Consider the following 12548-nt stretch of genomic DNA (forward strand, 5'->3'; position numbering starts at 1 on the left):
CCTTTTGCGGGTGGCGTTTGCTTAGGTTTTAGTTCTTTAGTTACCGGACGGGGTCGGGCCCGCCATGACACCGTCAGGCCGACATCAAATCCTTGAGCTGCTGCAACGCTGACGGATCTTCAATCGTCGTCAGGTCTCCAGGGTCGCGGCCTTCAGCCACCGCCTGGATCGCGCGGCGCAGCAGTTTCCCGCTGCGCGTCTTGGGCAGCACATTCACAAAATGCACCCGCGCCGGCCGCGCCACGGCGCCCAACTGTTCGTCGACAACCTTCATGATGTCGCCTTCGAGCTTCAGCCTCGCAGCGGTATTGACCAGCTCCGAGCTGTCGCGCGCAACCACGAACGCCATCGCGACCTGCCCCTTGAGCGGATCGGCCACGCCAACCACAGCGACTTCGGCCACGTTCGAATGACTGGAAATGCTCTCTTCGATTTCGCGCGTGCCCAGCCGATGCCCCGCCACATTGATCACGTCGTCGGTGCGGCCAAGAATGTAGAAGTACCCATCGGCATCGCGGATACCCCAGTCAAACGTGCTGTAGACCATCTTGCCCGGCACCGTCTTCCAATAGGTGTTGACGTACCTCGCGTCATCGCCCCAGATCGTTTGCATGAAGCCGGGTGGCGTGGGCCCTTCGATGACCACAACGCCCTTTTCGCCCGCGCCGGTCAGTTCCTCGCCGGTACTCTCATGCACGATCTTCACGTCGTAGCCGTACATGGGCACGCCGGGGCTGCCGAACTTGCTCGACTTCTTCTCGACGCCGTTGGCAATGGTGAGGATGGGCCAGCCGCTTTCGGTCTGCCAGTAGTTGTCGATGATGGGCACACCCAGGCTGTCGCTGATCCAGCGGCCGGTGGGCTCGTCGAGCGGCTCGCCGGCCAGGAACAGCGCCTTCAGGCTTGAAAGGTCGTACTGTTTCAGGAACGCCGGGTCCTGCTTCTTGAGCACGCGCACCGCCGTCGGCGCGCTGAACATGGCCGTGACCTTGTATTTTTCGACCAGGCTCCACCAGATGCCGGCATCGGGGCGGATCGGCAGGCCCTCGTACATGATGGTCGCCATGCCGGCGATGAGTGGCCCATAGACGATGTAGCTGTGACCCACCACCCAGCCGATGTCGCTGGTGGAGAAGTAGGTCTCGCCCGGCTCGCCCATGAAGATGTGCTTCATGCTCGCAGCAAGAGCCACGGCATAGCCGCCCACGTCGCGCTGCACGCCCTTGGGTCTGCCGGTCGTTCCGCTGGTGTAGATGGTGTAGCTGATGTCGGTCGATTCCATCCACTCGCACTCGACATGCTCATGGGCGTGACGCTCCATCAGCTCGCTCCAGCCGTGGTCGCGGCCCGCCACCATCTCCATCGGCGCAAGGCCCCGATCCACCATCAACACCGATTCCGGCTTGTGGCTGGACAGCCGGATCGCTTCATCGAGCAAGGGCTTGTACGCCAGCACCTTGCCGCCGCGCGAACCGGCGTCGGCACTGATGATCACCTTGGGCGCGAAGTCTTCGATACGCGAGGCCAGCGACACCGAAGCAAAACCGCCGAACACCACCGAATGGATCGCGCCGATGCGCGCGCAGGCCAGCATGGCAAAAGCCGCTTCAGCGATCATCGGCATGTAGATCAACACGCGATCGCCGCGCTTGACGCCCATGCCCTTGAGCGCAGCGGCTGTGCGCTGCACTTCGCGGTGCAGTTCCAGGAATGTGTAGGTCTTCTCGGTGTTCGTCTCGGTCGAAACGTAGATCAGCGCCGGCTGGTTGGGCCGGTTGATCAGGTGCCGGTCCACCGCGTTGTGACACAGGTTGGTTTGCCCGCCGACGAACCAGCGCGCAAACGGCGGGTTGCTGTTGTCGCAGATCTGCACAGGCGGCTTGTGCCAGGCGATCAGGCGGGCCTGCTCGGCCCAGAACTCCTCACGGTCCTGCAACGAGCGGCTATGGAACTGCGCGAATCCGGTCATGGTGTCTCCTTGAACTCGCCCGATTGTGTCCACGCGCCTTGCCCACAGCTGACAGCGGCGCATGCAAAAGCGCTACTTCACGAGATCGAGCACCTCGCGAAATGCGGGATGGTCGCAACTGCGCAGCCATTCGAAAGCGACCATCTCTGTCGTCACCAATTCTGCGCCCGCCCCTGCCAGACGGTCGAACGCCGCATCGCGATTGCGCTCGCTGCGCGAACTGCAGGCATCGGTGACGACCCACACTTCGAACTCGTCTTCCAGCAGGTCGAGCGAGGTTTGCAGCAGGCAGACATGGGCTTCGCAGCCGGCGATCACGATGGTGTTGCGCGGCTCGGGACCCGACTGCTGGGGCTTTTGCAAGTGCTTGGGCAGGCTGCGCGCATTGCCGCCCTGCGGGCGAGCAGGCGGGCGCAACAACTCGGCAAAGCCATCGGCTACCGCGCTGAAACTCGTCTTGGCGAAGGTCCTTTGACACAGCGCCTTGAGTTCGGGCGGGTTCGGGCCCAGGCGATCCGGGTTTTCTTCGGTGCCCCAGACAGGGACCTCCAGAAGCTGCGCCACACGCGCGAGCCGCATGGCGTTGCGTATCACCTGTTCGCCCTCATGGATGGAGGGCATGAGGCGGGACTGGTAATCCACCAGCACGAGTTGGGAGTCATCAAGGTCTAGGAGCATGGACTCGATTATTCCAGCGTGATTCAATCGCCGCTGCGGGTACAAACATCTACGGACAAATCCAGAAAAATCCACGGAGACAAAGCAGTGAACGCTCCAACACCCACGGCCCTCATGATGTCTGGCGACGACTATCGCGAGTCGCTTCGCCGCTATAAGCCGAACGTGTTCGTCGACGGACGAAAGATTGAAAGCATCGCCGATGAACGCATGCTCCAGCCGGGCATCAATGCGATTGCGCTGACCTACGACTACGCCCTCAAGCCCGAATACGCGCCGATCATGACGGCGGTTCAACACACGAGCGGCAAGCGCGTCAATCGCCTGAGCCACATCGACATGAGCGCCGGCGACCTGCTCAACAAGCTCGAAGCGGTGCGGCTTGTCTGCCAGGAGACCGGCTGCGCGCAGCGCTATCTCACCCACGATGCACTCAACGCGCTGGCCCAGGTCACCGCGCGCATCGACGACGCAAGGGGTGGCAAGGAACACACCGGCCGCTTTCTTGAATACCTGCATCGCGTGCAGGACCAGGACCTGACGATTGGCGTTGCCATGACCGACGCCAAGGGCGACCGGAGCCTGCGCCCCCACATGCAGGCCAACGCGGACAGCTACCTGCATGTGGTCGAGCGCAATGCCAAAGGCATCGTGATCTCGGGCACCAAGGCCATCGTCACCGGCGCGCCGTATGTCCACGAATTGCTCGTGATGCCCTGCCGCAACATGGGCAAGGAAGATGCCGACTTTGCCGTTTGCTGCTCAGTGCCTGTCGATGCGCCTGGGCTGACGATCGTCGCGCGGCCTGCGGGACGACCCGGTGAAAAGGTGGAGCACGGCGAGGCGCTCTTTTCGCGCAAGTACGGCCAGAGCACCGGCGTGTGCATCTTCGAGAACGTCTTCGTGCCTTGGGAAAACGTCTTCTACGCCGGCGAATGGGAGCACTCCGGTCATCTGACTTACAGCTACGCGACACATCACCGCCAGACCTGCATTGGAGCGCGTGCGGGGTTCGGTGATTTGCTGATCGGCGCCGGCGCCCTGATGTGCGAAGCCAACGGATTCGATCCGGGCGCCGAGTCGCATCTGCGCGAACAGATGGTCGAGCTCATCAAGATCACCGAAGGTTTCTATGCCTGCGGCGTCGCGGCCAGCGTGTATGGCAAGGCCGACGAATGGAGCGGCACGTTCATGCCTGACCCCGTGTTCTCCAACGTGGGCAAGCTGCTGCTGGCAACACAGATCTACGACATGCACCGCATCGCCCACTACGTGAGCGGCGGGCTGATCGTGACGCTGCCCGGCCCCGATGAAGACCACAACCCTGAAACCGGCGCAAAGCTGTCGGATGTGCTGCGCGCCAATCCGGCCGTGCCTTACGAAAAGCGCATTGAAACCGCCCGCTTCATCGAAGACCTGACAGCCGGCTACCAGGGCGGCTGGTACAGCGTGATCAGCCTGCACGGCGGCGGCTCGCCCGCGGCGATGAAACAGGAGATCTGGCGCAACTACCCGGTCGGCTCCAAGGTCGAACTGGTCGAACGCCTGCTCGACCGGGGTGTCGCCCACGATCCCAACCGCGCGATCACCCGCAACCGCCAACCGGGCAAGTGCTGCGACATGGGTTGCAGCGCGCCGGGCCAACCGGTGATGGTGGACTTGCCTGCGAAGGCTTCGCCCAAGGGCTAGCTTGCCAGGGAACTCATGGCACCGTCGATAGCCCTGAGCCCCACCGGCCGAGAGTGCCGCTCGCGCTCACGTTGCAGCCAGGTCTGTCGCCGCAGCTCTTGCGCGCCTGCGTCCACCAGCGTGCGTTGCACCTCGCGGTACAACTCATGCATCGACTCGATGTCCGGTCCCGAGCAGTCCAGCGCGAAGCTGGGCACCACCACGACTTCGTCATCGCCGGTGTCCAGCTCGATGCGGCTCGGATGGCCCAGCACCTTTGCGATGGCGGCAAGCGCCTTATCGCGGTTCATGCCGGGAAGCACGACGGTGAACTCGGTCGAACCGGTGCGGGCTGCCAGGCCACGGTCGGATGCCAGCGCCACAAACTTCTGCACGGCGCGCGCCATCATCCGGCGGGCAATGTCCGGGCTGTACAGGCTGCGCACCTCGACCAGGTCGCGGCAGTCGAACACCACGACGGCAAGCGGCTTGCCCGCCACGTTGCACTCATCGAGCATCTGGCTGCCATAGGCGAGCAGGCCCGACTTGTTGTAGAGCGACGTGACCGGATCAATGCGTCCGGCTTCAAGCAAATCATCGGGCCGGCGGAACTCCGCACCGAACCGCATGCCCAGCAGCAACGGGAAGATGCACAGGAACCCGATCTGCGCAAGGAACCCAGCCTCCATCAATCCAGAGCCCGCCAGCACGGCCGCCGCTGAGAGTTCGGCGATCGCCAGCAACACCAGTGCCCCAGCCCATACCGGCCGAAGCAGGAATGCATAGAGCAGGCACGGGACCCCGAGCCACATGAAGAAAGCGCCGCCGGGTCCGCCCACATGAGCCACGATCTGTGTATGCAGCACCCAGGCACCAGCCAGCAGCGCGGCGCCACGCAGAGCCATCACCCCATGCGAACGCGCCGGGTGGACCTCGGCCCACCACCCGATCAAGCCCGCATACAGCACCGAAAACCACAGGACGGGGACATCCGGGTACACGAACGTGGCCAGCCAGGCTGAATAGACCGCGATCGACCAGGCAATCCAGCGCTCCATTTGCCGCAACGAGTGAGAAACCCAGCCGCGCGGCATCGCTGCGGGCCCCGTTTCCCGGCGACCTGCCTGGCCTGCATGCTGCGGTGTTGTCACGAATTCGCTGTTCATCTTCTCGCCCCTGTCGCCCGCGGATGGGGCGTGCAAGGATGAGACCACGCGATGCGCAGCGCGACTTAGGGCAAACGCCGCAGTGGCGCTAGGAAAATTGCCTAGACACTTAAGGCCGGCCCGGCATCTCGTGAACGAGCATCCAGTAAACGTGCAGCCGCTGGACCTGCTCGATGAACCGCGTGAAGTCCACAGGCTTGCGCACGTAGCTGTTGGCGCCGCCTTCAAGGCTGGCGACGATGTCTTCTTCTTCGCTCGACGACGTGAGGATCACCACCGGCACGTAGCGCGTGCGGCTGTCGCCACGCACCCGCCTGAGCACGTCGATTCCGTTCGCGCGGGGCATCTTCAGGTCCAGCAGGATCAATGCCGGGACATCGTCCACGTCACGGCCGGCGTATTTGCCGGTGCCAAACAGGTAATCGATCGCCTCGATGCCGTCACCGGCCACGATGATTTCATTGCGGACGTGGTTTTCGGCCAGTGTCATCAGGGTCAGTTCCTGATGATCCGGGTTGTCCTCCACCAGCAGGATCCGGCTGTTTTTCATTTTGTTCTCCTGGGATCAACGTGAAACTGAACGTGGCCCCTTCGCCCGGCCTCGCCTGCGCCCACACGCGCCCGCCATGGCGAGTGACGATACGGTGCACGGTGGCAAGCCCGATGCCCGTTCCCTCGAAATCGCTGGACGCATGCAGGCGGTGAAACGCGTTGAACAGCTTGCCCGCATAGGCCATGTCGAATCCCGCGCCGTTGTCCGCCACAAAGACAATGCGCTCCCCCTCGGGCGAAAGGCGGCTTCCGACATGGATGCTCGGTGCGGCCGCGCGGCTGGTGAACTTCCACGCATTGCCGATGAGGTTTTCCAGCGCGATGGCCGCCAGGCGCGCATCGCCGACGCACAGGATGTCGTCGTCGATCTCAACCTGGACCTCACGCTGCGCAAAGCGATGTCGCAGCGCCTCGACAATTTGCCTTGCCTTGGGTGCGAGGTTCACCAGTTCCGCACGTATCTCCGTGCGCGTGACTCGCGCAAGTGACAACAGGTCGTCGATCAGCTCGCCCATGTGGCGGGTGTTCTCGCGGATGCGCTCCAGAAAGTGCCGGGCCTGTGCGTCCAGGTCATCGCTATGCTTTGCCAGCAAAGCCCTGCCGAATCCGTCAATCGCTGCCAGAGGCGCGCGCAGGTCGTGCGACACCGAATAGGCAAAGGACTCCAGTTCGCGATTGGCGACGTGAAGTTCGCGCGTTCGCTCCTGCACCCGGTGCTCCAGCGTCTCGTTGGCCCGCTCCAGCAGCATGTGGGCTTCCAGCAGCGTCGTCACGTCGTGGGCCAGCACCACCCGCGCAGGACGACCGTCGTAGTCGAGGATGTGCGAAGAAATTTCCACCCAGATCAGCTCGCCGCTCTTGAGCTGGTGGCGCCAGCCCCGCGCGCTGCTTCCTGAGGGCAGCCCCGCCAGACTGGAGCGCAACGCGGAAATGTCCTCGGACGGCCGTATCTGTTCGATGGTCATCGACAGAAACTCATCCCTGCTGTAGCCGTAGTGCGCCACTGCGGCGTCGTTCACCGTCAGGAAGCGCAGCGTTTCACGATCGAACACCCACATCGGATGCGGATTCGAATCGAACAGCAGGCGGTAGCGCGACTCGCTGTCGCGCAGCTCCTTCTCGGCGCGCCAGGCCCGGGTCACCTCGAAGAACACGAGCATGGCCCCGGCAGCACGGCCCTCGGGCCCCGGCAGCGGGCGGGCGCTGCCCTGCACCACCTTCTCTGCACCGCCGGACAGGGGCGCGCGAACGATACAGCGAAAGCGCTCCACGCTTTCGCCTCCCAGTGCTCGCGTCAGGGGCCGCTCTTCTTGCGTGACGCCAGACTCATCGACGTTGTACAGGCCCAGGTCGACGGGCGATGCGCGCGCGAAATCATTGCTCGCCGTGAGCGCGGCCAGTCCGCCCAGAATGCTGTGGGCCGCCCGATTGACATGGAGCAACCTGCCCTTGGGATCGACCACCAGCACACCTTCGGCCATGCCTTCGAACACCGATTCCAGCAGGTGACGCTGGTGCTCCATTTCGGCCATGGCCGCATCGCGCTGCAACGAGCGCTCGACCAGCCGCCGGGCCACGTCCGCAAAACGCCTGTCGAGCTGGTCCAGTTCGCGCAGCGGCATCCGTGCAGCCGGCAAGTCCAGCGGAAGCCGCTCCTGGGCCAGCGCGTCCACCCGGCCCAGCAGGTGACGCACCGGTCGCGCCAGCACGCGGTCGCCGAAAATCCACGCGAGTATCGCGGCGGTCAGTGCAATCAGGCTCAACGCCGCGACCTGCATCTGCAGACGCCCGGCCGCTGGCGCAAGGATCTGCGAGCGCGAGCTGATTCCCGCGACATAGAGCTTGTTGTCGCCAGCCCGGCCGATGGGCTGCAGCGCGTACAACCAGTCGCTGCCGTCACTGCCGGTGGCGATACGCGCATCCTGATGGCCGGCAGCGATCGCGCGCTGCAGGAAGCCCTCGGGAACCACGCTGCCCACGCTGGCGGCGCGTGCGCCATTGGAGGCCAGCACCCTGCCCCCTTCGTCAGTGACAAAAAGCGTGACTTCGGGGGTGAGCGAGAGCTTGCGAAGGTGCATGTCGGCTTGCCCCACATCCAGCGCAAGGTAGGTGACTCCGCGCAAGGTGCGGCCGTCATCGTCCCGATAAACCGGAAAGCCGAACGTCAGGATGGGCTTGCCGCTCGCACGGCTCAAGGTGAATTCGCCCACCGTGAAAAGGCCCGTCTCCACCGCGCGGCGGTAAAAAGGTCGATCGCTTGAATTGATGGCGCTCGCGGGCGCATTTCCGCGGCAGGTCAGGCGCCCCTGCTCGTCCAGCACGCCGAAATTGCCGTAACCCACCGGGTAGTGCTTCTGGAGCTTGCGCAGGTAATCGGAACACTCCTGCAGGCTGCCGCCAAACACAGGCGGCGAATAGGCGATGGCCGCGAGCATCTGTCGGGCGCCCTCCACCAGGCTTTCCTGGTGCGCGGCACCGAGATCGACGACCGATTGAAGGGTTGCCTGCGCGCGGGCCAGCCGCGCTTCCTGCTCGGCGAGCGAGGCCTGTACAACGACCGCGAATACCGGCGAGATCGCAATGAGCACCAAAAGCGTCAAAGCTGCGCGTAGGCCGAATGTACGTGTCACTCTTTTATTACTTTCCTGCCCTGTTTGACCGGTCTTTCGCGTTGACTGCGCGCGCACGGAAGTGATGGGTACTCCATGCGAAAAAAGCTGACGGCCTCACCCGGCAGTTTGGCGTGGCGGCAACCAATGTCAATGTGTGTATGACCTAAGACCAAGGTACCCACGCAGCACAGGGCCACAGTACACTGACCCGAAATTGCCGGGACCCGTGTGACACAAGAAGTAGTTCAACCCCCGACCATCCGGTTGCTCTGTGTGGAAGACAACCCGGACGACGTCGAGCTCATGGCCATCGCGCTCGAACGCGCGGACCCGCATCGGCGCTACCAGCTTCACCGCGTGGACGAAGCCGGCGGTTTCACCGATGCGCTGGCCCTGGATTTCGACGTGATCCTGTGCGACTTCAACATGCCGCGGTTTTCTCCGTATGCAGCCCTGCAGATCCTGATCGCGCGCCGCTGCCATACGCCGCTGGTGGTGGTCACGCGCGCCATCGGCGAAGATGCTGCGGTGCATGTGCTTCGTTGCGGTGCCAAGGATTACCTCACCAAGGACAAGCTGGGCACACTGCCCCAGATCATTGACCGTGTGATGACCGAGCGGCGCCGCCTGCAGGAACAGGAGCGCATGAGCGCCGAACTGGCTGCGGCCTACAGCCGCCTGAAGAAGCTGTCAGCGCGCCTGGTCGTTGCCCAGGAGCGCGAACGCAATCTCATCTCGCGTGAATTGCACGACCAGCTCGGGCAAACGCTGACCGGCATGGTCATCCACCTGCATGCCGCCGAAAAGACCGCCGACCCCGAAGCCGCCAAACGCTACACGGCCATCGCAATGGAGATGGCCCAGGGCGCTGTCCAGCAGGTCAAGACACTCTCGTTCGAGCTGCGGCCGGCGCAACTCGACCTGTTGGGGCTCGTCGCTGCGACCCAGTTCGCGGTGCAACGAATTGCAGAACCGGCAGGGCTCGCGTTCAAGGTGACCTCGCGCGGCGTTGAACCCGCCAGGCCCGGCGACTCGGCTGCCGTCGTACTGCGGCTGGTGCAGGAGGCGCTCAACAACGCGCTGCGCCATGCCAGCGCAACGCACATCGCAGTTCGCATCCGTTTTCTTGCCGACGATCGCATCGGTCTGCTCGTCATTGACGATGGCGTTGGCTTTGACAAGCATGAGCTGCTGGACGGCCGTGCGAGCGCACGAAACTTCGGCCTGCACGGCATGATCGAGCGAACCGAGCTGGCAGGCGGACGTTTGATGATCCGAACCGCGCCCGGCAAGGGCGTTGCGATACGCGCAGTGCTATAACAACAGCGCGACAAAAAGATTAGGGGAGTCGATGAAAAATCCTGCGACTACCAAGGCGATCCGAATCGTCCTGGCCGATGACCATGACCTCGTGCGATCGGGCATCAAGGCACTGCTCACCATGGTGGCCGGCGTCGAAGTCATCGCCGAAGCACGCGATGGGCAAGAGCTCATCACGCTGGTCGATGACCTGATGCCCGACATCGTGATGACAGACATTTCGATGCCCGGCATGGACGGCATCACCGCCATCTCAGAGATCCACGCCAGGCACCCGGAGGTTCGCCTGCTGGTGCTGTCGATGTACGACACCGTCGATTTCGTCAAGCGCGCGGTGGCCAATGGTGCCTGTGGCTACCTGATGAAAGATGCGCCGCCGTTCGAGCTCGAACAGGCGGTGCGCAGCGTGATGGCCACCGGCAGCTACTTCAGCCCATCCATCGCCCAGCGTTTGCTGCAGCCGTCCGAGCCCACCATCGACGATGAACTCACCCATCGCCAGATCGAAATCCTCAAGCTGATCGCGCAAGGGCGCGCATCCAAGGAAATCGCTTACGAGCTGGGCCTGTCACCCAAGACCGTGGACGTGCATCGCGCTCGCATCATGGAACGCCTGCACCTCAACGACATCGCAAGCCTCACACTCTACGCGGTGCGCAAGGGACTGATCAAGCCCTGAACTGCGTCGGCAGCTACGGCGCGAGCAGGCGAAGCAGCTTGCCGTCGCGTGCATCGGTCAAGAGGTAGATGAGGCCGTCCGGTCCTTGCCGTACATCGCGAACCCGGCCCAGGCCCTCGGCCGCCTTCTGCTCACGCACGACCTTGCCTCCAGCGATTTCCAGGCGGGCGACATGCCCGAACTTGAGCGAGCCGACCAGCAGGCTGCCCTTCATTGCAGCGCCATAGCGATCGCTCGTGACGAAGACCATGCCGGAAGGCGCAATCGAAGGCACCCAGTAGTGCAGCGGCTGCTCCATGCCGGCGCGCGCTGTAACGCCCTCGCCGATCTTGCCGCCGCCGTAGTTCTCCCCGTAGGTGATGACAGGCCAGCCGTAGTTGCGGCCGGGCTGCGGCAGGTTCACTTCATCGCCGCCTTGCGGCCCGTGCTCGTGCATCCAGAAGCTGCCGTCGGGCGCGAGCGTCGCGCCCTGCGAGTTGCGATGGCCGAAGCTGTAGATCTCGGGCAGTGCGCCGGCACGGCCGATGAATGGATTGCCGGGCGCCGGCGCACCCTCCTTGGTCAGCCGCAGCACCTTGCCGTGGTGGTTGTCCAGGGTCTGCGCATCGTCCTTGCGCGAGAACCGGTCGCCCAGGGTCAGGAAGAGCATCCCGGCGCGGTCCTCCACGATGCGGCAACCAAAGTGTGCGGTGCTCGCAAACTTCGGCTTCTGGCTGAAGATGACCTTCACGTCTTCGAGACGCGTCGAATCGGCCGATAGCCTGGCGCGCGCCAGCGCGGTGCTGTTGCCGCCACCGCCGGGCTCGGAAAAGCAAAAGAACAGCTGCCGGTTACCGGCAAAGCCCGAATCCAGCACGACATCGAGCAGTCCGCCCTGCCCGCCTGCGGCTACTTCAGGCACGCCTGCGAGCGGCGCGCCGACCTTGCCATCGGGCTGCACGACCCGCATGCGGCCGCCGCGTTCGGTCACCAGAAATCGCCCTTCAGGCAGGAACGCCACGGCCCACGGGTTTTCAAGGCCCTGGGCAACGGTTGCGGTCTTGAGTACCTGTGCCAAAGTACCACCGGAAGCTGCAAAGAAAAGCACTGCAAGAATGGAGGGAAAGACGGCCCGGGAAACCCATGCCCGACCTGTGCGTGTGACGTAGTTCATGACGGTCATTCTTGCCCAATCAGGTCCGAAACGGAGCCGACCGTTACAGCAACACACTTCTTGCCTATATAAATCAATGACTTGCGCGCATCACCTCACTTGACTTGTCAGGATTGACCCCTGTATCCTTGCGACCAATGCATAAATGGCTCATCCTTTCGCTCGCGGTCGCCTGCACTTGCGCCCAGGCCGCGCCGCACACGGCCGAAGATGAGGTCGGCCGCTTCATGGCCGACAAGGGACTGATCGAGAAGCTCGAAAAAGTCGGCCAGACCGTCTCCCACCACACCTCTGACCTGGTCATGACTGCCATGGGATTCCTGGGCGTGCCTTATCGCAGGGGCGGCAACGATGCCGATACCGGCTTTGATTGCAGCGGATTTGTCCGGTCCATGTATGAGCGCACCGTCGGCCTGGTTCTTCCGCGCCGCGCCAACGAGCAGGCCGCGGCCACCCAGACAATCGAGAAGCAGGACCTGCAACCCGGCGACCTGGTGTTCTTCAACACCATGAAGCGCACGTTCAGCCACGTCGGCATCTACGTCGGCGAAGGCAAGTTCATTCACTCACCCAAGCCAGGCGCGCAAGTGCGCGTTGAAGACATGGGTCAAAGCTACTGGAAGACGCGCTTCGATGGCGCGCGGCGCGTGATGGGCCTGGCGCCCGGCGCGCAGGTGGTGCAGCAGCAGCAGGCACGCCCGTCACCGCAATAAGGGCAACGCCAGTAGCCCGTTTTTCCACGTGGGTCTGC

At 63.6% G+C, this 12548-nt stretch carries 10 protein-coding genes; 4 read left to right on the top strand and 6 right to left on the bottom strand.

Translation table 11 applies throughout. The features are described from left to right. Nucleotides 1-73: 73 nt before the first annotated feature. Together AQ12_RS15270 and AQ12_RS15275 are read right to left on the bottom strand one after the other, a co-directional pair. Complete coding sequence (locus tag AQ12_RS15270; protein ID WP_048440779.1) at nt 74-1969, bottom strand: propionate--CoA ligase; 1896 nt, start codon at nt 1967-1969, stop codon at nt 74-76. Nucleotides 1970-2041: 72 nt separating this feature from the next. Further along, nucleotides 2042-2647, bottom strand: a complete 606-nt coding sequence (locus AQ12_RS15275; RefSeq protein WP_048440780.1) for an isochorismatase family protein — start codon at nt 2645-2647, stop codon at nt 2042-2044. Nucleotides 2648-2761: 114 nt separating this feature from the next. On the opposite strand from AQ12_RS15275, the gene AQ12_RS15280 reads away from it, so the two are divergent. Further along, nucleotides 2762-4336, top strand: a complete 1575-nt coding sequence (locus tag AQ12_RS15280; RefSeq protein ID WP_193387988.1) for a 4-hydroxyphenylacetate 3-hydroxylase N-terminal domain-containing protein — start codon at nt 2762-2764, stop codon at nt 4334-4336. Here the strand turns inward: AQ12_RS15280 and AQ12_RS15285 are convergent. The 3 genes from AQ12_RS15285 to AQ12_RS22210 all read right to left on the bottom strand — a co-directional run bounded on the left by AQ12_RS15285 (nt 4333) and on the right by AQ12_RS22210 (nt 8663). Next, complete coding sequence (locus tag AQ12_RS15285; protein WP_048440782.1) at nt 4333-5481, bottom strand: GGDEF domain-containing protein; 1149 nt, start codon at nt 5479-5481, stop codon at nt 4333-4335. The genes AQ12_RS15280 and AQ12_RS15285 overlap by 4 nt on opposite strands. Before the next feature lie 109 nt (nt 5482-5590). Further along, entirely contained in the window at nt 5591-5971 is a 381-nt protein-coding gene (locus AQ12_RS15290) for a response regulator (RefSeq protein ID WP_238587732.1), read from the bottom strand. After that, nucleotides 5940-8663 carry a PAS domain S-box protein gene (locus tag AQ12_RS22210; protein ID WP_152682822.1) on the bottom strand — a complete coding sequence of 908 codons (2724 nt, stop codon included), beginning with the start codon at nt 8661-8663 and terminating at the stop codon, nt 5940-5942. Before AQ12_RS22210 ends, AQ12_RS15290 begins: the two co-directional genes overlap by 32 nt. Nucleotides 8664-8873: 210 nt before the next feature. Between AQ12_RS22210 and AQ12_RS15300 the strand changes: the two genes are divergently transcribed. Continuing rightward, on the top strand, nt 8874-9965 hold the full coding sequence (locus AQ12_RS15300; RefSeq protein ID WP_152682823.1) for a histidine kinase: 1092 nt from the start codon (nt 8874-8876) through the stop codon (nt 9963-9965). 31 nt (nt 9966-9996) lie between these two features. Beyond that, complete coding sequence (locus AQ12_RS15305; RefSeq protein WP_048440785.1) at nt 9997-10644, top strand: response regulator transcription factor; 648 nt, start codon at nt 9997-9999, stop codon at nt 10642-10644. A gap of 13 nt (nt 10645-10657) precedes the next feature. Here AQ12_RS15305 and AQ12_RS15310 read toward each other — a convergent pair whose 3' ends face one another. Beyond that, nucleotides 10658-11797, bottom strand: a complete 1140-nt coding sequence (locus AQ12_RS15310; RefSeq protein WP_082151635.1) for a PQQ-dependent sugar dehydrogenase — start codon at nt 11795-11797, stop codon at nt 10658-10660. 137 nt (nt 11798-11934) lie between these two features. Between AQ12_RS15310 and AQ12_RS15315 the strand changes: the two genes are divergently transcribed. After that, a complete protein-coding gene (locus AQ12_RS15315) occupies nt 11935-12510 on the top strand; it encodes a C40 family peptidase (RefSeq protein WP_048440786.1) in 576 nt (191 codons plus the stop codon). Nucleotides 12511-12548: the final 38 nt, after the last annotated feature.

This window comes from Caenimonas sp. SL110, from assembly GCF_001044395.1.
Classification (GTDB): domain Bacteria; phylum Pseudomonadota; class Gammaproteobacteria; order Burkholderiales; family Burkholderiaceae_C; genus Ramlibacter.